General features: G+C 44.1%; 21 protein-coding genes. 11 read left to right on the top strand and 10 right to left on the bottom strand.

The genetic code is table 11. The annotated features are described in order from the left end of the window. Positions 1–178: 178 nt before the first annotated feature. Complete coding sequence (gene mgrB / locus PSI17_RS01370) at positions 179–310, bottom strand: PhoP/PhoQ regulator MgrB (protein WP_337927196.1); 132 nt, start codon at positions 308–310, stop codon at positions 179–181. 208 nt (positions 311–518) lie between these two features. On the opposite strand from mgrB, the gene PSI17_RS01365 reads away from it, so the two are divergent. Next, the gene (locus PSI17_RS01365) at positions 519–905 is read left to right on the top strand and encodes a helix-turn-helix domain-containing protein (RefSeq protein ID WP_273550224.1); all 387 of its coding nucleotides are present in this window, start codon (positions 519–521) and stop codon (positions 903–905) included. Between the two features lie 108 nt (positions 906–1013). Here PSI17_RS01365 and PSI17_RS01360 read toward each other — a convergent pair whose 3' ends face one another. After that, the gene (locus tag PSI17_RS01360) at positions 1014–1844 is read right to left on the bottom strand and encodes an N-acetylmuramoyl-L-alanine amidase (protein WP_273550233.1); all 831 of its coding nucleotides are present in this window, start codon (positions 1842–1844) and stop codon (positions 1014–1016) included. 213 nt (positions 1845–2057) lie between these two features. Then, positions 2058–3512: an alanine/glycine:cation symporter family protein gene (locus PSI17_RS01355; RefSeq protein WP_273550223.1), complete on the bottom strand. Its 1455-nt coding sequence runs from the start codon at positions 3510–3512 to the stop codon at positions 2058–2060. A gap of 1279 nt (positions 3513–4791) precedes the next feature. Between PSI17_RS01355 and PSI17_RS01350 the strand changes: the two genes are divergently transcribed. After that, positions 4792–5271 (top strand): PliI family lysozyme inhibitor of I-type lysozyme, encoded by a 480-nt coding sequence (locus PSI17_RS01350; RefSeq protein WP_443255987.1) that lies wholly within the window; start codon positions 4792–4794, stop codon positions 5269–5271. Between the two features lie 133 nt (positions 5272–5404). Then, on the top strand, positions 5405–5779 hold the full coding sequence (locus PSI17_RS01345; RefSeq protein ID WP_273550221.1) for a hypothetical protein: 375 nt from the start codon (positions 5405–5407) through the stop codon (positions 5777–5779). A 230-nt stretch (positions 5780–6009) separates the two neighbouring features. Here PSI17_RS01345 and PSI17_RS01340 read toward each other — a convergent pair whose 3' ends face one another. Continuing rightward, positions 6010–6393 (bottom strand): putative signal transducing protein, encoded by a 384-nt coding sequence (locus PSI17_RS01340; protein ID WP_273550220.1) that lies wholly within the window; start codon positions 6391–6393, stop codon positions 6010–6012. A gap of 176 nt (positions 6394–6569) precedes the next feature. Beyond that, the gene (gene icd / locus PSI17_RS01335; protein ID WP_273550219.1) at positions 6570–7823 is read right to left on the bottom strand and encodes an NADP-dependent isocitrate dehydrogenase; all 1254 of its coding nucleotides are present in this window, start codon (positions 7821–7823) and stop codon (positions 6570–6572) included. Between the two features lie 140 nt (positions 7824–7963). Here icd and rluE point away from each other — a divergent pair, with 140 nt between their 5' ends. From rluE to PSI17_RS01295, 8 genes are all read left to right on the top strand, one after another. Further along, positions 7964–8593 (top strand): 23S rRNA pseudouridine(2457) synthase RluE, encoded by a 630-nt coding sequence (gene rluE, locus PSI17_RS01330; protein WP_273550218.1) that lies wholly within the window; start codon positions 7964–7966, stop codon positions 8591–8593. Next, positions 8586–9047, top strand: coding sequence for an NUDIX hydrolase (locus tag PSI17_RS01325; protein ID WP_273550217.1), 462 nt, complete (start codon positions 8586–8588; stop codon positions 9045–9047). Before rluE ends, PSI17_RS01325 begins: the two co-directional genes overlap by 8 nt. Before the next feature lie 123 nt (positions 9048–9170). Beyond that, positions 9171–10274 carry a tRNA 2-thiouridine(34) synthase MnmA gene (mnmA, locus tag PSI17_RS01320; protein ID WP_273550216.1) on the top strand — a complete coding sequence of 368 codons (1104 nt, stop codon included), beginning with the start codon at positions 9171–9173 and terminating at the stop codon, positions 10272–10274. Between the two features lie 2 nt (positions 10275–10276). Further along, positions 10277–10903, top strand: coding sequence for a high frequency lysogenization protein HflD (hflD, locus tag PSI17_RS01315; RefSeq protein WP_273550215.1), 627 nt, complete (start codon positions 10277–10279; stop codon positions 10901–10903). Positions 10904–10980: 77 nt separating this feature from the next. Next, the gene (gene purB / locus PSI17_RS01310; protein ID WP_273550214.1) at positions 10981–12351 is read left to right on the top strand and encodes an adenylosuccinate lyase; all 1371 of its coding nucleotides are present in this window, start codon (positions 10981–10983) and stop codon (positions 12349–12351) included. Positions 12352–12691: 340 nt separating this feature from the next. Next, on the top strand, positions 12692–13375 hold the full coding sequence (gene phoP, locus PSI17_RS01305; protein WP_273550213.1) for a two-component system response regulator PhoP: 684 nt from the start codon (positions 12692–12694) through the stop codon (positions 13373–13375). Then, a complete protein-coding gene (gene phoQ / locus PSI17_RS01300) occupies positions 13365–14831 on the top strand; it encodes a two-component system sensor histidine kinase PhoQ (RefSeq protein ID WP_443255986.1) in 1467 nt (488 codons plus the stop codon). The genes phoP and phoQ overlap by 11 nt, the downstream gene beginning before the upstream one ends. Positions 14832–15023: 192 nt before the next feature. Beyond that, a complete protein-coding gene (locus PSI17_RS01295; protein WP_273550212.1) occupies positions 15024–16145 on the top strand; it encodes a ribosomal protein uL16 3-hydroxylase in 1122 nt (373 codons plus the stop codon). Between the two features lie 104 nt (positions 16146–16249). On the opposite strand, the gene pepT is transcribed toward PSI17_RS01295, so the two are convergent. The 5 genes from pepT to lolC all read right to left on the bottom strand — a co-directional run bounded on the left by pepT (position 16250) and on the right by lolC (position 21625). Continuing rightward, positions 16250–17494, bottom strand: a complete 1245-nt coding sequence (pepT, locus tag PSI17_RS01290) for a peptidase T (RefSeq protein ID WP_273550211.1) — start codon at positions 17492–17494, stop codon at positions 16250–16252. A 155-nt stretch (positions 17495–17649) separates the two neighbouring features. Then, entirely contained in the window at positions 17650–18480 is an 831-nt protein-coding gene (gene cobB, locus PSI17_RS01285) for a Sir2 family NAD+-dependent deacetylase (protein ID WP_273550210.1), read from the bottom strand. A 1-nt stretch (position 18481) separates the two neighbouring features. Continuing rightward, entirely contained in the window at positions 18482–19729 is a 1248-nt protein-coding gene (lolE, locus tag PSI17_RS01280; protein WP_273550209.1) for a lipoprotein-releasing ABC transporter permease subunit LolE, read from the bottom strand. Next, positions 19729–20430: a lipoprotein-releasing ABC transporter ATP-binding protein LolD gene (gene lolD / locus PSI17_RS01275; protein WP_273550208.1), complete on the bottom strand. Its 702-nt coding sequence runs from the start codon at positions 20428–20430 to the stop codon at positions 19729–19731. Before lolD ends, lolE begins: the two co-directional genes overlap by 1 nt. After that, a complete protein-coding gene (gene lolC / locus PSI17_RS01270) occupies positions 20423–21625 on the bottom strand; it encodes a lipoprotein-releasing ABC transporter permease subunit LolC (protein WP_273550207.1) in 1203 nt (400 codons plus the stop codon). The genes lolD and lolC overlap by 8 nt, the downstream gene beginning before the upstream one ends. Positions 21626–21815 lie beyond the last annotated feature (190 nt).

Here is a 21815-nt window from a genome sequence, read left to right as displayed (position 1 = left end):
TTCAAATTTTCTCAACATAATTCCCTCAACTTAGAGTAGTGATTGAGTTATGTACTAATTTAACGCAATATTGAGTTTGTTTATTCGTATCAGGTGGATATTAAAACATCATTTACAAAGAATGAATACCGCAAATGTATGTTAACACACATGAGGCAGAATAAGGATTGAGTGAATATCAAAACGGTAAGTATCGGGTGATGGAACAAACACCTAATTCGAATACTTCATTACCTTGATCACAATGTACATCCAACGCTAACAAATACAAAAACAAACATATCAATATTGAGCACAGGGTCAAAAGCACTTTTTTAGTATTCAATGAGATCACCTTAAGATTATCTTATTGTGGCTAATTTTATAATAAAATATTATAGAGGGTTATCACGTGATAGGGTTATGATAATAGGTTACCATTTTTTATCTTATCACTACCTCCCCGATAATGATGGGTTTTGTCATCTTGAAACGAAGTTGTGTATACTTCCCCAACCTTCAACCAATTTAAAATTGTAATGACACAAGATAACCACTTAGCACTTGTATGCGCACTGAGTAAATGGATAGAAAACCATCTTGGCCGTGTCATTCATCTTGAAGAGCTTGCTGCCTACTCTGGCTATTCACTTTGGCACATGCAGAAAATATTCAAGGAAGTTACCGGCATATCTCTTGGAAAGTACATCCGCCAACGGCGTCTGGCCGGCGCGGTTTCTCTGTTGAGAAACAGTTCGTTACCTATTTTTGATATTGCCCTGGATTTCGGCTTCGGCTCTCAGTCCCATTTCACCTATATGTTCCGTAAAGAGTATGGCATTACACCTTATGATTTTCGCCAGAGTACAGAGATTGAACTTGAAGTTAAGCTTCCACTGCATCTGACTTACAACTGCGGATCATGAAACTTGCCATCACTAGCGGCCATTCATCACGGCCGCCATGCTTTAACTCATGGCCACTTTTTCTTTCTAAAGAACGCCCGTTAATTTCTCTATATTAAGCATCAATTGCTATTGATATTTTTCAACCAGAGCCAAAGCGATCGCTTCCGTTTCTGCATCGGGAACGCCGCTAATATCTGACGGGCGAAAATGCATCTGAAATGCTTGAATAGTTTTATGAGTAGCGCTATCCAAAATTCCCGTTTGAGGAATACCATAACCATAACGTGCCAGTGCTTTCTGCATTGATATTACTGACACCGGCATATCCGGTGCCCTGCCAGCCAAGTATCTGTTCACAGTGGCATAATCGGGCCAGGCACCAATTCCCTGTTCATAAAGCTCATGCCACGGAAAAACAGGCCCGGGATCTTCTTTTCTCAGTGGCGCGATATCACTATGGCCCACCACATTAACAGCCGGAATTTTATGCCTGTGAATAATATCTTTTGCCAACCGGATAACGGCATCAATTTGTGATGGGTGGTATGAACACCACTCTTTTTTGACAAATTTTTGTTCAAATCCGCAATTAACAATTTCAATACCAATAGAATAACGGTTTAAACTTTGGGATCCATTCCACTCGCTTTTTCCCGCATGCCACGCCCTTTCCTTTTCTGAAACCAATTGGAAAATAATCGATTCGTTATCCTTATATCTCGGTTGGGAAGGAATAAGGTAATGAGCGCTAACACGGCCTCCCGTTAATGCCCGGACAGATCTTTTATCATTCAGCGCAGTATAGTGAAGGACAAGAAACCTAATAGAGTCAATAGGTTGCCTCGTCGAATAAGGGTAGGAATGATCAACAATATAACCGCCTCTATCTTCTCGTTCAGGGGAATGAGAACAACCAACCAATAACGTGACAAATAGACAAATTATTAAACGTTTTATCATGATCGGTCAGCTATTTTACAGAAAGAGATAACATTGTGATGATTATATATTAGATGAAACGAAAAGAGATATGGCGTTTTTTACTTATCAGTTTGTTTTTAAGCACAAATAAAAACCCGCTATTCGCGGAACGAGCGAATAGCGGGTTATAACGAGTCATCTTCTGTTACTGACGCTTCTATATAAATAGGCTATATAGACATTTCTGTATCAGCAATTGCCCTTCTTACCGTTAAACGGTACATCATTATCCCAAATACCTTTTTCAACTTGCTGTTGAATCTCTGGGTAGTTATTGATATTGAATGTCGGCAATTTTCCGGCTCTTCTCTGCTGGTTATAATCTTTCGCCAGCTTCATTGCGACACCTGACAACATCAGTATGGCAATCAAGTTAACAATAGCCATACATGCCATTGATAGATTTGCCATATTCCAGACCAAAGGCACATCAGCCAACGTACCAAACATCACCATGCCCAGCGTAGCCAACCGCAGAATAAGTAAGCCGGCAGTATGGTTACGTTCCAGGAATATCATGTTGCTTTCGGCATAAGCATAATTGGCAATAATCGATGTAAAGGCAAAAAAGAAAATCGCAATGGCGACGAATATCGTTCCCCAATGCCCAACAACCGATGACAATGCTCGCTGGGTCAGTTCAATGCCGCTGATAGCCGTAACATTTTCGTTGAGAACGCCGGAAGAAAGAATGATAATCGCCGTCGCACTACAGATAACAATGGTATCCATAAATACCCCCAGCATCTGCACATAACCCTGAGAGGCCGGATGTGGCGGATATGGCGAAGCTGATGCTGCCGCATTTGGCGCAGACCCCATTCCCGCTTCGTTCGAAAACAATCCACGTTGCACACCCTGAAGCATGGCCTGAGAAATGCCGTAGCCTAATGTTCCCGCTATCGCTTCTTGCAAGCCAAAGGCGCTCTTGAACACTAATGCAAATACTGCTGGAAGACGTTCAATATTGTGACCAACAACCCAAATTGCCAGTATGAAATAGGCAATCGCCATAAACGGGACAACAATTTCTGCAACTCTGGCGATGGAACGCAACCCGCCGAAAATAATAACGCCACTGATAATGACTAATACAATACCGATATAAATTGGTTTGATATTAAAGGCAAAAGACGCCGCTTCCGCAATTGAGCTTGCCTGAACGGCATTAAATACAAGACCAAACGCGATAATAAGGAAGAATGAAAACAGAATCCCCATCCATCGCTTCTTCAACCCTTTTTCCATATAGTAAGCCGGGCCGCCGCGATAATTTCCTTGATCGTCTTTCGTCTTGTACAACTGAGCAAGCGTACTTTCCACAAAGGATGTTGCCATACCAATAAAGGCCACTACCCACATCCAGAAAATGGCTCCTGGCCCACCGGCAGTAATTGCAATGGCAACCCCGGCTAAGTTACCGGTTCCTACACGAGCAGCAAGGCTGGTACATAAAGCCTGAAAAGATGAAATACCAGAGCTATCTGATTTATTACTATTTTTCAGAACGGAGAACATATGGCCAAAATGGCGAAGTTGTATAAAACCAGAACGTAGTGTGAAGTAGAGACCGACCCCAAGAAGTAGGTATATTAGTGCGTAGTCCCAAAGAATGTGGTTAATGAAGTTAATCAGATCCGTCAAGATATTTTCCCCTTACTAATTAGCAAACATTAGCTGTCCGTAATGCCCTATTCGACGAAATTTTATTGTGCTTAATTCCTTTATAATTAACAAGTAACACAATTCTGTGTACAAAGAACACAGAGATGCTAGCCATTAAAGCGGAAAGAATGTAACACAATATTTATTTCAATGGGTAACTTTTAATGAAATTTTTACATTTACTTTAGTGTTATTGAACATTTACTTTAATACTCATAACCACGCTATTCCTTATTTCAAGCCATTTAAATACATTCCATGCACAAAAAATGTGAGCTAATTCTCTTCCTATACATAAGCAAAAAATATAAACAAATTAACAATTGAGATTAAAACACGAAACTAACTGGCAACCAAAATACAACCTATAAAAAACAACGTCAATCCAATTCCCACTCTAATGCCCAGTTGGAAAGCATATGTTAATCGGCAGTTGAAGTTATTGGTGTCATGCCAAACAAAATGCATAGAACAAATTTAGATAATCACGTACTGCCATATCACCAATGTAGTAATAATCCAATTAATTAGAAAAAATGGCGTAGTTACAAAATTTAATCTTGAAATTTCCAATATTTTCGAAAACATATAGTAATGATTTTCTCAAAATGAGATTATTAAATTTTAATACTGTGATAGTTGGAAAAGGCTACCATTACATATTAAAATTTTCGGTTGTTATTTTTACAGTAGGAAACAACACTAACAGGTTAATAATATGTTAACAATTAACTATCTGGTCATCAGATAATCTGCAAGTGAGGTTATAATTGATGTTAGAGCGAAAAAGAAAAAATCCCGCAGACAACATACTGCCCAAGAGGGTTTATAGAGGAAAATCAAAGTATGAATATCATCCGGCAACAGGGGGATCGATCTCTATCTGCTGTTTAAGCTCCCCCGTATCTGTTGTTTGGAAAGAGTACAATAAGATTGTAGAAAAAATAGAAAAAAACAGTACATAGAGCTTAATATATGTTGAAGTTAATAAAAACGGGAGCCACCACTCCCGTCAATGCTAAATAATGGCTATTTCCTGACAAGAACAATAAGATATTCTAATAATTATTTTTGAAGTTCCAGCATCCTACCCTTACAATGCCCTCCCCCACAATACCCTGCACTAATCTCCTTCTGGCTAAACAGATATTGATCGGCTCTTTCCATTGGAAATATGCTCTTGCCAAATTCGTGCTACGATATAAATCGCACCGATACCTTTGTTAAATGCAAGACTATAGACAATGGAGTATTGCTTATGCGCATAAGTAACATCATGAAAAATATTGCCATTCCGGCTGTCATTACACTATTGCTATCAGCGCCTGCTGGCGCAAGAGACGGCAAATTGATTAAATTACCTGATAAAAGATTTGCTGTGCTGTCCATTGGTGATCTGGAAAGTGCATCAATTGGCAGCTATTCCATTGCCATTTTTAAGGATAAAGATCTCACGGACTTTGAAACTGGCGCGGTCTTTGAACGTGACGGTTCAGTATTTGAAGATAATGGAAATCCGAGAGTGACCTTTGCTGACATTGATGGTGATGCTTCCAAAGAACTCATTGTCTCCAAACTTACTGCCGGCTCTGGAAATTACCTTGAAGTTGATGCCCTCAAAATCACGCAGAAAAATGTTAAACTTCTCACCCGCATCTATATAAACGGAAACAATGATCCTGCAAGGTCACTCCGTGCAATATGTAAAAGAGGAAAGTGCGTAGAGCAGAAACCTTAATCAACGCCATCTCAATTAAACCCATAAGCCACTGAGGTTCGGCGCAAACGTTGAATTATGTACTATTGTTAATGTTGTCATTCCTGTTAGAGTTATTCACCACTATCATGGTATAGTCGATCAAGAGGAATTTATGAAACGTCTTTTATTGCCGATTTTCCTTGCCCCATTCTTCTCATATACCGCACATGCTAATAATGTAGATAAGACTGCCGAGACTTATTGTCATCTGTTCGGGAATGCCTCCGTAGACGCATTCAAAACCCATGATTCACCCGACACAATAGCCCAAAAGGCTTTCAATGAATTAAGTAACAAGGGATTCGATCTTAAAGAGATCCATAGCAACAAGGATGAATTTCTTGCATCTATCAAACAAACCGTCACAGAAGTCAGAAAAAATAAACAAGTCTTCCCAAGCACTCGTCATTTTGACGAATCATTGGCTAAATCAGTTGAAGCATGCAAGGTACAGACAAAGCATGCCTTATCTAACCGTACAAAATAAGATCCCGTAGAGCGACTCACTTACGTTGTCGCTCTACTTCGTTAGCCGTTTCGCCATGCGAATGGCGAGAAGTCATTTAATTCCCTTTCGTTTTTATTACAGTAAGAAATAAATTAGATTGATTACATTGTTTTGCGATTTAATTATTCTTACAAAAGACTGAATTGATATATTTATCCAACAGAGTCAAAAAAACCCATGACAATGAAAATAAAAGGAAGAATGAGATTTCATTTTGTTAATGGCAAGGCTATACCGAATAGCAAAAACAATAAAAGGACTAAAAAAGTATTTATTAATGTGGAAAAACGATACTGAAACGATGATTTTTTCTCATTACCCTGATTAGGCGCTATTTTATCTAACGAAAACTTATTATCTTCAATTTCAGTCAGTATCGTTTTTGCCCGTTCTATATCAGCATGATGGACAAGCAGTTTAACGCCACCAAATGCCTGAGAATACATATAATTATTCCAGACAATATCTTCGTCGATCACTACCGCATAAATATCTTCTGATAACATTCTGCCCAAGACAATGTGGGCATCTATCGGCGATAAAAAATTTGCCAATAACTGCATATTTCCTCTTTGAGGATAACTATTCCACATAAGCTCACCATGATCAGATGATTTACGAATAAGTATAACCTATCTTTGCATTATTCTCTTAACCTAAATTTACTGTGGAATAACAGGGTAAATATGTTAGAGAAAGAATAGGACGGGGAGTAATAAAACAAACGGGAACCATTAAGCCCCCGTTATCTATTCAGTTACGCAATTAATTACATATGAGAGATCATTGCGTCGCCGAATTCGCTACATTTCAGCAGCTTAGCGTCATCCATCAGGCGTTCAAAATCGTAAGTCACAGTCTTGGCAGCAATCGAACCTTCCATTCCCTTAACGATTAGATCGGCGGCTTCGAACCATCCCATATGGCGCAGCATCATTTCAGCGGACAGGATCACAGAACCCGGATTGACTTTGTCCTGACCCGCGTATTTAGGTGCAGTGCCATGTGTTGCTTCGAACAATGCGCATTCATCACCAATATTTGCACCTGGGGCAATACCGATACCACCAACCTGTGCAGCCAGCGCATCAGAGATGTAGTCACCATTCAGGTTCATACAAGCAATAACATCATATTCTGCCGGGCGCAGCAGGATCTGTTGCAAGAAAGCATCTGCAATCACGTCCTTGATGATGATATCTTTACCATTTTTAGGATTCTTGATCTTAACCCACGGGCCACCATCCAGCAGTTCTCCGCCGAAATCAGTGCGAGCCAGTTCATAACCCCAATCTTTGAAGGCACCTTCAGTGAATTTCATGATATTGCCTTTATGAACCAGAGTGACGGATTCACGGTCATTATCAATCGCATATTCAATCGCAGCACGGACTAAACGTTTAGTGCCTTCTTCTGAACAAGGTTTTATACCGATACCACACTGTTGAGGGAAACGGATCTTATTAACACCCATTTCATCCCGCAGGAATTTAATGACTTTATCCGCTTCTGCTGAACCGGCTTTCCACTCAATACCCGCATAAATGTCTTCGGCGTTTTCGCGGAAAATAACCATATCGGTCAGTTCAGGTTGCTTAACAGGGCTTGGCGTGCCTTGATAGTAACGAACCGGACGCAGGCAGACATACAGATCCAGTTGCTGACGCAGTGCTACGTTCAACGAACGGATACCACCACCGACTGGCGTTGTCAGGGGACCTTTGATGGCAACACGGTAATCACGGATCAAATCCAGTGTCTCATCTGGCAACCAAACATCTTTACCATAGACATGCGTGGATTTTTCACCCGTGTAGATTTCCATCCACGAAATTTTGCGCTCACCGCCATACGCTTTCTGAACCGCAGCATCAACAACTTTCAGCATGACCGGCGTAACATCAACACCAATGCCATCCCCTTCGATATAAGGGATAATAGGGTTATTCGGAACATTTAATTTACCTTTGGCATCAATCGTAATTTTTTTACCTTCCGCCGGAACAACTACTTTGCTTTCCATTAACCTCTCCTTTCAAATAAGCGCAATGCCTTGTTAATTTTTTGTAAGGGACGTGTCAATACTACTTGAATATTCTGCAAACGCCAACGGTCACAGATTTAAGGTATAATACGTCCCCTAATTTCCCACAATGGCTTATCATGACAAATATCTCGTTTAAAAAACGCCAACTTAACCGATTCAGCCAGAGAAGAAATAGCAAAAATATAAAAAAACCAACGGCTCCCCGGCGGGTATTGATTTTTAACAAACCTTATGATGTCTTGCCCCAATTTACCGATGAAATGGGAAGAACAACGTTAAAAAATTTTATCCCGTTTACGGATGTTTATGCCGCAGGTCGTCTGGATCGTGATAGTGAAGGCTTATTGGTGTTGACCAATGATGGCAAATTACAGGCCAAATTGACTCAACCCCATAAAAAAACCGCGAAAGTTTATTACGTTCAAGTTGAAGGCATTCCTGATGAAGTGGCGCTGAATAAACTTCGCAATGGTGTCACATTAAATGATGGCCCGACGTTGCCGGCCGGGGCTGAATGGATGGAAGAACCTGAATGGCTCTGGGAAAGGACGCCCCCTATTCGGGAACGAAAAAACATTCCGGTCAGTTGGCTTAAAATTACGCTATACGAGGGACGCAACCGACAAGTACGTAGAATGACCGCTCATGTGGGTTATCCTACACTGCGCCTGATTCGTTTTAGTATCGGCTCAATACGGTTAGATTCATTATTCCCCGGAGAATGGAGAGAAATTAATCTTGTTTAATCCACATGTTACTGTTGCCTGCATTGTTCGGGCAGAAAATAAATTTCTGATTGTTGAAGAGTTCATCAACGGCAAACCGCTTTGGAATCAGCCAGCAGGTCATCTTGAAGCGGATGAGACACTGCTCGCCGCCGCTGAACGAGAATTATGGGAAGAAACCGGAATTCGTGCACAACCACAAGCCTTTTTAAAATTGCACCAATGGGTTGCGCCGGACGGAACACCCTTTATCCGCTTCCTATTCTTGGTTGATATGGAAGAAATCATGGACACTCATCCACAAGATGACGATATCCATTGCTGCCACTGGTTAAGCGCGGAAGAAATCCTGAATAGTTCACAGCTACGTTCCCCTCTGGTCGCCGAAAGTATTCTCTGTTATCTGGAGCGCAAAGTTTATCCACTCTCGATCCTGGATTATTATGATCTGCCGATCGTTAAAAGGATCGTATAAATAACCGTGGGAAACAATATGGTAAATAAGAATGGGATAAAAGAGCATGAAGACGTTTGGTGCACCTTAGTTGCCAACGTGCTAAAGTATCGCGTTTGTTTTTTTCCGCAGTGAGATATATCCATGTCAGATAACAGCCAGAAAAAAGTCATTGTCGGCATGTCCGGCGGTGTTGATTCATCCGTTTCCGCCTACCTTCTGCAACAACAGGGCTATCAGGTAGCTGGCCTGTTCATGAAAAACTGGGAAGAAGACGATAGTGAAGAGTATTGCTCGGCCGCTTCCGATCTTGCTGATGCCCAAGCCGTCTGTGACAAGCTGGGCATCGCGTTGCATACTATCAATTTTGCCGCCGAGTATTGGGATAATGTGTTCGAACATTTTCTTGCTGAATACAAAGCAGGCAGAACCCCAAACCCTGACATTCTTTGCAATAAGGAAATCAAATTCAAGGCATTTCTGGAGTTTGCTGCGGAGGATTTAGGGGCTGACTATATCGCAACCGGGCATTATGTCCGTCGTCGGGATGTGGATGGCGTTGGCCAATTACTGCGTGGTTTGGATGGCAATAAAGACCAGAGCTATTTCTTATATACCTTAAGCCACCAGCAAATTGCCAAGAGCCTGTTTCCAGTAGGGGAACTGGAAAAACCCGAAGTACGCCGCATTGCCGAAGAAATTGGTCTTGTCACAGCAAAGAAAAAAGATTCGACGGGTATCTGCTTTATCGGTGAGCGTAAGTTCCGTGATTTCCTTGGGCGCTATTTGCCTGCCCAACCCGGCCCAATTATGACAGTGGATGGAGAAACCATCGGCCAACATACTGGCTTGATGTACCATACACTCGGCCAGCGCAAAGGGCTGGGGATCGGGGGAACGAAAGATGGCAGCGAAGAGCCGTGGTATGTGGTTGATAAAGATGTCGAAAACAACATACTGATTGTTGCCCAAGGCCATGAACACCCTCGCCTGATGTCGATCGGTTTAATTGCACAGCAACTTGATTGGGTTGTTCGCCAACCACTGCAAGCAGAAATGCGCTGTGTCGTCAAAACACGCTACCGCCAGCATGATATCCCCTGCACTGTCGTCCCTTTAAGCGAAAATAAAATTGAGGTTCGGTTCGATAGCCCCGTTGCCGCCGTCACCCCTGGTCAATCAGCCGTATTTTATCAAGATGAAGTCTGTCTCGGTGGTGGTGTGATCGAACAACGTATACAGGAGTAGTTGTGGCTAAAAATTATTACGATATTACACTGGCGCTGGCAGGTATCTGCCAGTCAGGGCGTCTGGTACAAAAACTCGCCCATGAAGGCCAATGTGATGCTGATGCTTTTGAGATCACGCTCAACAGTATCCTGAACATGAACCCAACATCCACGCTGGGTGTCTTTGGCGATAATGCCTGTAATCTGCGCACTGGCCTTGATGCCATGTTGGGGATGTTCAATGGTTCACATAGCGGCGTTTCTGCCGATCTTACCCGCTATATGCTAAGTTTGATGACTCTGGAACGCCGTTTAAGTAAAAATCAATCTGCCATCAATCAGTTAGCAAGTCGCATTGAACAATTAGAGCGTCAGCAAGCCTATTTTGAACCGATGTCAGAGGGAATGCTCAACGCCCTGGCGGGCATTTATATCGATGTTATCAGCCCACTGGGGCCACGCATTCAGGTCACGGGATCACCTGACGTATTACGTAATACGCTGATTCAGGCAAAAGTCAGAGCGGTGTTACTGGCCGGTATCCGCAGCGCCGTCTTATGGCAACAAGTTGGCGGTGGCCGCCTGCAAATCATGTTTTCTCGTCAACGCTTGGTCCGACAAGCAAAAGAGATCCTGGCTAATTGTTAGAAAACGGTTAGCCCAAAAACTGTTAAATCAACGCTGTTAAACGTAAATTGTTAAATAAAATCCGGGAGTTGCTACCAATGGAATTATCCTCACTGACCGCTGTTTCTCCAATTGATGGCCGTTACGGCGATAAAGTCAGCGCACTACGCGCTATCTTTAGTGAGTTCGGCTTACTAAAATTCCGTGTGCAGGTCGAAGTACGTTGGCTGCAAAAACTGGCCGCGACAACAGAAATCAAAGAAGTTCCTGCTTTTGACGCTGACGCAAACGCTTACCTTGATGAAATCATTGCTAATTTTAATGAACAGGATGCACTGCGTATCAAAGAGATTGAGCGCACAACCAATCATGACGTTAAGGCGGTTGAATATTTTCTGAAAGAAAAAGTCGCGCATATTCCTGCCCTGCATCAAGTTGCAGAATTTATTCACTTTGCCTGTACATCAGAAGATATCAATAACCTGTCACATGCCTTGATGTTGAAAACCGCCCGTGAGGAAGTCTTGCTGCCGCTATGGCGTCAATTGATCGATACCCTTACCCACATGGCACATGATTATCGTGATCTGCCACTGCTATCGCGCACGCACGGTCAGCCCGCCACACCATCTACTGTTGGCAAAGAGTTTGCTAACGTGGCCTATCGTATGGAGCGCCAGTTCCGTCAGCTTGGACAGGTAGACATTCTGGGTAAAATCAACGGGGCGGTGGGTAACTACAATGCGCACTTGTCAGCTTACCCACAAGTTGACTGGCACCAATTCAGTGAGTCATTTGTGACCTCTTTGGGTATCCAGTGGAATCCGTATACCACTCAGATTGAACCTCATGATTACATTGCAGAGCTGTTTGATTGTGTGGCTCGTTTCAATACCATCCTCATTGATTTTGATCGCGATATCTGGGGCTACATCGCCCTGAACCATTTCAAACAAAAAACCATTGCCGGCGAAATTGGTTCTTCTACGATGCCACATAAAGTCAATCCGATTGATTTTGAAAACTCAGAAGGAAATCTGGGATTGGCCAATGCGGTTCTGGGGCATCTTGCCAGCAAACTTCCTGTCTCTCGCTGGCAACGTGACCTGACAGATTCAACAGTACTGCGCAATCTGGGCGTAGGTCTGGGGTATGCACTGATTGCTTATCAAGCCACGATGAAAGGGATGAATAAGCTGGAAGTCAATAAACCGCACTTACTGGATGAACTGGATAACAATTGGGAAGTTCTGGCTGAGCCTATCCAGACGGTTATGCGCCGTTATGGCATTGAAAAACCGTACGAAAAACTGAAAGAACTGACGCGTGGCAAACGGGTTGATGCCGAAGGCATGAAAACGTTTATTGACGGCCTTGAGCTTCCTGAAGCGGAAAAAGAACGCCTCAAATCCATGACGCCAGCCAATTACATTGGATACGCAACTTCACTGGTTGACCAATTAAAATAACCCCTGTTTATTCATGCAAATGGGCGGGTTTTATCCCGCCCACACGCATTTTTTATGCTTTCATTTCTTACCATCACATGCCGCGATTTGAACGTCATTAGATATGATGATTCTTATATAAAAGATAAATAAATTGTAAATTTATTTATCTTTTCATCCTAACCATTTGTTTTCAAATGCACCTATCATTAATATACCAACAAAAGCTAAATAGTTACTATACTTAGCTTACGCATAATTATTATATCTATAATTCTATTCAATCTTTATTGACGAAATTGATTACTTAGCTATTTTAAATTTATTTGATTAACATTACTGATTAGCATAAGGAATCATTATGCGGATATTGATCGTTGAAGATAACGCATTACTTCGCCATCACTTAACCGTACAACTACGGGATATTGGGCATCAGGTTGATGCAGCGGAGAATGCCAAAGAAGCAGATTATTACCTTAAAGAGGGTCACCCTGATATGGCTATCGTCGATCTCGGGTTACCCGGAGAAGATGGCCTTAGCATGTTACGGCGCTGGCGCAGTGAGCAAATTAATTTGCCTATCCTTGTTCTGACCGCTCGTGAGAGCTGGCAAGAAAAAGTTACTGTGCTAAATGCTGGTGCAGATGATTATGTGACTAAACCCTTTCATCTGGAAGAAATTAATGCCCGCATACAGGCACTAATGCGGCGTAATAGTGGTCTGGCTTCACAACTGGTTGAAATATCGCCATTTTTAATTAACCTCTCAAGAAAAGAGTTTTCTATTAATGATACCAATATTAAGTTGACTGCCTTTGAATACACCATTATCGAAACCTTAATGCGCAACAATGGCAAGGTTGTCAGTAAAGAGACACTAATGCGCCAATTGTATCCAGACGCTGAACTACGTGAAAGTCATACGATTGATGTATTAATGGGGCGTCTGAGAAAAAAAATACTGAATGAGTGGCCAGAAGAGGTCATTGTTACTGTTCGTGGCCAAGGATATCGTTTCGATGTGAAATCTCATGATGCTTAAGCTCTTTAAAAAACCCTTTTCCCTGAGAACCCGGTTTCTCATGGCTACAGCAGCAATTATTCTCGCACTAACGCTATCATATGGAATTGTTGCTATTGCCGGATACTTAGTGAGTTTTGACAAAACGAACTATTCCATACTCCGTAGCCAAAGCAATCTATTTTTCACATTAGCCAGATGGGAAGATAACAAGCTAGACATTCTCGTTCCCAAAGATTTTTCCATGAATTACCGCTCATTGGCCCTGATCTATGATAATGAGGGAACAGTTATTTGGCGCCAGAATAATGTGCCTGAATTGGAAAGAATGATTGACCCTGATTGGCTGAAAAAAGATGGGTTTTATACGCTGGAAACGTATTTCAAAGAAAAAAACGATTTTTTTTACCATCCAACAGCAACACCGGCTCAAGATCATGCAAAAACGGCAGAAAATAATAAGGACGTGTTATTAACCTATTCAGTTGCCGTCAATATTTATCCTGCCACGCACAACCTGCCTGCAATGACGATTGTGATCATTGATAACATTCCACAAGATGTACAGGAATCAGCAAAAGTATGGGAATGGTTCGGCTATGTTTTAATCGCCAATTTGCTGCTCATCATTCCGTTAATTTGGCTTGCTGCTGACTGGAGCCTTCGGCCGATAAAATCCTTAATTACCCAGATCAGTTCGCTGGAAAATGGGGAAAGGGAAAAACTGGGCGAGAATCCGCCTGCCGAGTTAAAAGGGTTAGTCAGAAACTTAAACAACTTGCTATTCAATGAGCGTAAGCGTTATGTCAAATATCAAACCACCCTTTCAGATCTGACGCATAGCCTGAAAACACCTTTAGCTGTACTGCAATCGACCTTACGCTCTATGCGTCCTCCGCAAAAGCTGACCATTGAACAAGCTGAACCCATTATGCTTGAACAAATTGACCGAATATCCCAACAAATTGGCTACTATCTGCACAAAGCCAATATGCTCAGCGATTACAGTTTACTTCTGAGGCAAATTTCTTCTGTTCCAATCTTGCTGGATGGTTTAATCAGTGCCTTAACCAAAGTATATCAACATAAGGGCATCAAAATTACGCTGGATGTTTCTCCTGAAGTGACATGGCTGGGAGAAAAAAATGACTTTCTGGAGGTGATGGGAAACATTCTGGATAATGCCTGTAAATATGGCCAGAAGTTTGTCAAGATCACCGCCACAATGGGAGAAAATTCGGTCACCATAATTGTCGATGATGATGGTCGGGGTGTGCCCCCTGATAAGCGGGAAATGATTTTCCAACGTGGATTACGAGCCGATACATTGCGATCAGGCCAAGGCCTCGGCTTGTCGATAGCGTCTGAAATTGTCGAGCAATATGAAGGTGATATCAGCGTTGATGATAGTCCACTCGGCGGCGCCAGAGTCAGCGTGATATTTCGGGCCCAGCACAATTCGGCCACAACGCAATAACCATAACACAGTCACCATAACACGGTCACCATAACACAATCACCATAACATAATCCCCACCATGAACCCCCATGCAATAGTGATGCGGGCGATTATTTAGCGCTGCCTCGAAATATTGCAACCAAATCTGATATCGTCGTTGACTATCCGTTATAATAGCGCGAAATTCACCTCTCACTTCAGGATGTCACCATGGATTATCAGCTGAATCTGGACTGGCAGGCGTTTTTGCAAAACCATTGGCAAAAACGACCATTGCTGATTAAACAGGGTTTCCATCAGTTTATTGATCCCCTTTCCCCCGATGAGTTGGCGGGATTGGCGATGGAAAATGAAATCGATAGCCGTTTGGTCAATCAGAAAAATGGGCGTTGGGAAGTTTCCCACGGCCCCTTTGAAACCTACGACCATTTAGGCGAAAAAGGCTGGTCTCTGCTTGTACAAGCCGTTGACCATTGGCATCTCCCCTCGTCTGCACTCATGAAACCATTCCGTGTCCTGTCTGATTGGCGCATGGATGATTTGATGATCTCTTTCTCAGTACCCGGCGGTGGTGTTGGCCCCCATCTTGACCAATACGATGTTTTTATTATTCAGGGAAAAGGCCGGAGACGCTGGCGGGTGGGTGACAAAATCCCCATGAAGCAACATTGCCCTCATCCTGATTTATTACAGGTTGAACCCTTTGAGGCAATAATTGATGAAGAGATGCTGCCGGGCGATATACTTTATATTCCACCGGGCTTCCCACATGAAGGCTATGCGCTTGAGGATTCACTGAACTATTCAGTGGGGTTCCGTGCCCCCAATGCCCGTGAATTATTCAGTGGGTTTGCTGACTACATTCTGGCAAACGAACTCGGCAGCCCTCGCTACAGCGATCCTGAACTGGCATTCCGTGATAATCCGGCCCGGATTCAGGCCAATGAGCTGGACACACTGCGTTCAATGATGCGTGAGCTGTTGGAACAACCCGAAACGTTCCAGAATTGGTTCGGTGAATTTATCTCTCAATCGCGCCATGAACTGGATCTGGCTCCTCCTGAACCGCCTTATGAGAGCGATGAGATTTATGATTTGCTGAAACAAGGCGAAGAATTAAATCGATTGAGCGGCCTGCGCGTCCTGCGCGTTGGTGATCAGTGTTTCGTCAATGGCGAGCTGATGGATACGCCTCATCTCCATGCCGCTGATGCCCTGTGCCAATATGACAAAGTTAATGCCGGACTCTTGGGTGATGCTATTGATGATGTCCGATTTGTCAGCCTGCTGACCGCCTTGGTCAATAGCGGTTATTGGTATTTTAACGATTAATCTGAACAGTTAACCTGAACAGATTAACCGAAACAAAGGGGGCAAAAGGAACTGCCCCTTTGTCAGTTTGTTGATTTAACCCTTTACAATTTTTCAAGTTACAATTACTCAAGCCATTCATTCTTTCCGTGACTTACCGTCAATTCAGCAATCCGCATAATCACCTTAACTGCCTGCTCCATACCTTCCAATGAAATAAATTCGTGCTTGCTGTGATAATTATATCCACCCGTGAAAATATTCGGGCAAGGGAGGCCGCGATAAGATAAATCTGCACCGTCTGTACCACCACGGCTCGGCTGGATTATCGGCTCAATATGGCAGTCCAGCATCGCTTGTTTAGCAATGGCAATAACATGAGGATATTTAAGCACCTCGCTATACATGTTGTAATAATCGTCATCAATTGCCAATTCAATATAACAGTCTGGATGCAATCCTTTGCCGACATTTTCCGCAATAGCCAGAATGTTTTTTTTGCGCTTTTCAAAATTGTCGCGATCAAAATCCCGGATGATATAGTGCATCTCAGCACGCTCGACGGTACCTTTCATACTCAGCAAATGATAAAAACCTTCATAGCCTTCTGTCTGTTCAGGCGTTTCTTCAACAGGCAGGGCATGATGAATTTGCATTGCCAGTGTCAATGCATTGACCATGACGCCCTTGGCACTTCCCGGATGCGCCATGTTACCCACAATCTTGATTGCCACTGATGCAGCATTGAAATTTTCAAATTCCAATTCCCCCACATCCCCGCCATCTACGGTATAGGCCCATGCCGCACCAAAAGCCTCTATATCAAAATGGTGCGCCCCCTTGCCAATTTCCTCATCGGGTGTAAACGCAATCCGAATATCCCCATGGGGAATATTTTTCTGTTTCAAACGCACCATTGCAGTCATGATTTCAGCGATCCCAGCCTTATCATCAGCCCCTAACAGCGTTTTCCCGTCAGTCGTAATTAACGTTTGTCCCAACAAACGATGTAATACAGGGAACATGACGGGCGACAGCACTTCATCTCCTATCCCCAGCGCAATATCACCGCCACGATAGTTTTCGACAATTTGAGGATTAACATGCCTGCCGGAAAAATCGGGTGAGGTATCGAGGTGGGCAATAAAACCAATGACCGGAACCGGTGTGGCAACATTGGCGGGCAATGTTGCCATAACATACCCTTGATCATTGAGAGTCACCTCAGCCAAGCCAAGCTGGATCAGTTCCTCGTACAATGCCTTGGCAAGATCCCATTGCCCATGACTACTGGGAATGGTTTTAGCGGATGGTTTCGCTTGGGTATTAAATACAATATATTTTAAAAAACGCTCTAATAACCTATCCATCTTCTCCTCCCTAAATGAGTTTTATCATAGTAAGCCGTTTGCAATCTTGTCCCACGGGGTACGCGGGACAAGATTGACGCCTACCATTTTGAAACGCTGTTTAGTTCATGTGAATTCATTATGGAAAAGATGGATAGAGTCGGTATTGCGTCAAATCAGCTTTTGACTGCCTTCATCTGCTGAATGAAGGATTGAACATATTGAGCAACTATTTTACTGGCATGGCCATAATGTTTTTCATCAAACAGGTTTTCAACCTGACTAGGTTCAAGATTCAACTCCACAGTCTGTGCCCCGGACAATTTAGCTTCATGCACAAAACCTGCTGCGGGGTAAACGTGACCCGATGTCCCGATCGCAATAAAGATATCGGCATCGGCTAAGGCAGAATAAATCTGTTCCATACCTAATGGCATTTCCCCAAACCAGACGACATGAGGACGCAGTGGCGACGGGAATTGGCAACAATGGCAACGATCTTCCATGGTCAGGTTGGTCGTCCACTCAACCACCTGCCCGGACTGACAACACCGGGCTTTCAGTAATTCACCGTGCATATGCAGGACACGATGGCTTCCCGCCCGTTCATGCAGATCATCAATATTCTGTGTTACCAGCAAAAAATGGTCACCCAGTTCGCGTTCGAGTTCTGCCAAAGCCGCATGTGCGGCATTAGGCTGGATCGCCGGTTGCTGGAGTTGCTCCCGGCGTGCATTGTAAAATGCCTGAACCAGATCAGGATCACGCTGGAAACCTTCAGGCGTCGCAACATCTTCGACGCGATGTTCTTCCCACAGGCCATCGGAAGAACGAAATGTCCGAATGCCTGACTCGGCAGAAATACCTGCTCCTGTCAGCACCACCACATAGGGTTTTTCTCTTTTATTTGCCAATCGAATATCCCTGTAAAAGTTTTGTTTATGCAAACGCTGACGCCGTAATCGTCTGACTCGATGAAATTTGCCGTGCCGATGAAGTACTCGCATATTATTGACCACTCAAAATCCGCGCTGGATCAAGTTTACTCGCCCGACGAGCAGGATACCAACTCGCCAACAAACTTAATACCAATGCCGTTAGCAGAACATAAAGCACATCCGTGAGATGCAATTCTGATGGCAGAAAATCGATAAAATAGATATCGCCTGAAAGGAGTTGGCGTCCAAGCAGCTTTTCCAATCCCTTAATGATAGTCGTCAGATTTAATGATGTGAAAATCCCGACAACCACACCGATCAGGCTGCCTATCATGCCTGTGAGCAAGCCATACCATAAAAAAATGGCCCTGATATGGCTATCCTTGGCACCCAAAGTACGCAGGATGGCGACATCGCTGCTTTTATCCTTCACGGCCATAATCAGCGTTGAAATAATATTGAAGCAAGCGACGCCAATAACCAGAACCATCGCCAGATACATGATGCTGCGCACCATCTGGATATCGTTGTACATATAGCCGTAATCTTTGATCCATGTGCTGATATACACATATTTCCCCGTCGCGTTACCGGCGTCCCAGACACGCTGCTCTGCGGCAAAAACATTATCTGCTTTAATGGCAATCCCTGTGATTGCATTGGCGTAATCCAGATAGCGCTGGGCATCAGGCAACGGAACCAAGGCTAAACTGTGATCCAGCATGCCACTCAACTGGAAAATACCCGCGACTTGTAAACGGATACGCTTAGGCTGTAACAGTTTCAGGCTGGCATCGTTATTGGGGATCATGACCGTCACCCAATCACCTTGTTTCACATGCAGCGAATCAGCCACCCCCTGCCCCAAAATCACCTGATTGTTTCCTGCACTGAACGTTTTCCATGCCCCATTAAGCACAAACTGAGGCAAGCTACTCACGCTTATCTCTGTCGCCAGATCAATCCCCCGTACCTGTATCGCATGGAGCTTTTCGCCACGCTCCATCAGGCCGGTAAACTCAATATAGGGAGAGGCACCGACAATACCCGGTGTCTGTTTTACCCGCTTAAGCGCCGTTTCCCAATCCTGAAAAGGCTGATCCACCGCATAAATCTGCCCATGTGGAACCACAGAAAGTATCCGGTTTTGCAGTTCCCGCTCAAAACCATTCATGGCACTCAGGCCAATAATCAGTACCGCGACACCCAGCATAATACCCAGCGTTGAAATGACAGAGATCAGGGAAACCATGCCTGAACGACGTCGGCCCCGGCTGAATCGTAATGCGGTAAATAATGCAAGCGGCAGATTTACCATTACATCTCCCCCGTCAGGGTTGGTTCGTCCTGTAAATACCCATCACGCATTTCTACCTGACGTGTCAGTTGCCCAGCTAATTTCAGATCATGGGTGACCACCAGAAATGCCGTGCCTTGCCGTTGATTCAATGCTTGCAACAGTTCAAACACACTGTCTGCATTTCGCTGGTCAAGGTTACCCGTTGGCTCATCCGCCAATACCAGTGAAGGTTCGTTGACCAGTGCCCGCGCAATGGCGACACGTTGACGTTCCCCCCCCGACAGTTCAGATGGCCGGTGATGCGCCCGATGTTCCAAGCCGACCGCGGCCAGCATATCCCGCGCTTTTGGTTGAGCATGGCGTTTTTGCCCCCCAATCAGCAGGGGCATCGCCACATTCTCCAGTGCCGTAAAATCAGGCAATAAATGGTGAAACTGATAAATAAAGCCAATTTCCCGGTTACGTAGTTCTGCCCGCGCAGATGAAGACATTTGGTTAAGGGATTGCCCCTTGAAAAGCACTTCACCCGAGGTCGGTGAATCCAGACCCCCGAGCAAGTGCAAAAGTGTACTTTTGCCCGACCCCGAACTGCCGACAATGGCCATTATTTCGCCTTGCTGCATGGAAAAAGTGACATTCTTTAACACTTCTGTCGAAATTTTCCCTTCCTGATATTTTTTGCACAGATGATGACAAAGTAACAAAGGGTGATTACTCATAACGTAAAGCCTCAGCAGGTTGGGTGGCAGCCGCACGCCAGGAAGGGTATAAAGTCGATATTAAGGCGATCAGCATGGCACTCATGGCAATCATCATCACTTGCGTGGCATCAATCGCAACCGGTAATTGAATGCCTTCCGCCAGCAGGCCGATAATCGGCATAAGATGATTTAACTGGCTGGAGAGCAACACGCCCAATCCCGTTCCCAATAAAGCACCGAGGATGCCCGCTCCCGCCCCTTGGATCATAAAAATGGCCATTACCTGACGGCGGGTCAGCCCTTGCGTCTGCAAAATAGCAATTTCACCCTGTTTTTCCATCACCAGCAAAGAGAGAGACGTGATAATGTTAAATGCAGCGACCGCAATGATTAGGCTCAACAATAATCCCATCATATTTTTTTCCATGCGAACCGCCTGAAAAAACTCGCCCTTGCGTTCGCGCCAATCTTTCCAGACCAGCCCTTCCGGAAGGGTTTGCTGACTCAATTCATCGACTGTTAGTGGCTGATTGAGGTACAAACGCCAGCCGGTAATATTCCCCAGCGGATAGCGCAACAATCTGGCCGCATCCTGTTGATTGACCAGCATTTCTGTCCCATCAACCTCACTGTTGGCAAAAAATGTGCCCGCCACCGTGAATAAACGCTGGCTGGGAATTCTGCCCATTGGCGTTAACTGGCTGGCACTCGGCACAATGATCCGGATTGGGTCACCCCGTTTTACCCCCAATTTTGCCGCCAGTTTTTCGCCCAGAATGACAAAATAACGTCCGGGTTGTAGTTGGCTTCGATCAACATTGACAAGATGCTCTGCCAACGGTGCATATTCGTCATGGTTAATACCCAGCATGACACCCACACCCACATTGTGATGGCTCTGTAGGACCACATCCCCTTGTACGATGGGGGTCATGCGATTAACCCCCTTTAATCCCGCAAGCTGGCTACCCGGATGTTCTAGCGGGCTGATAGATCCTTTTTCTGAGGTAATGACAGCCTGTGGCATAAAACCCAGAATGCTGCTTTCCAGTGAACGCTCAAAGCCGTTCATCACTGACAATACCGTGATCAAAGCCGCTACGCCCAGCGTAATGCCAATTGCAGACAGCCATGAAACAAAACGGCCAAATTTATCGACCGCCCGCCCGCGCATATAGCGCAATCCTATAAATAATGAGACAGATTGAAACATGAAATCTGTTACGCCCCTGTTGCCAAAGCAAAGTGTTCGGGGATAATAAAGGGTAGCAATACTTTATGGAACCACCCGTACCCCGGTTCTGCCGTTTTTTTTACTTTCTCTCAACCTGCCAGCGTATTTATTGTAAGGCTACTGGGTAAAAATGTGTTGGGAATGGACTGAATCTTAGAGAACACATACC

It is taken from the genome of Xenorhabdus sp. IM139775, from assembly GCF_028598745.1.
In the GTDB taxonomy this organism is placed as follows: Bacteria; Pseudomonadota; Gammaproteobacteria; order Enterobacterales; family Enterobacteriaceae; genus Xenorhabdus.
The sequence above is the reverse complement of the archived record's forward strand: the minus strand, read 5'-3'. Positions and strand labels throughout refer to the sequence as shown.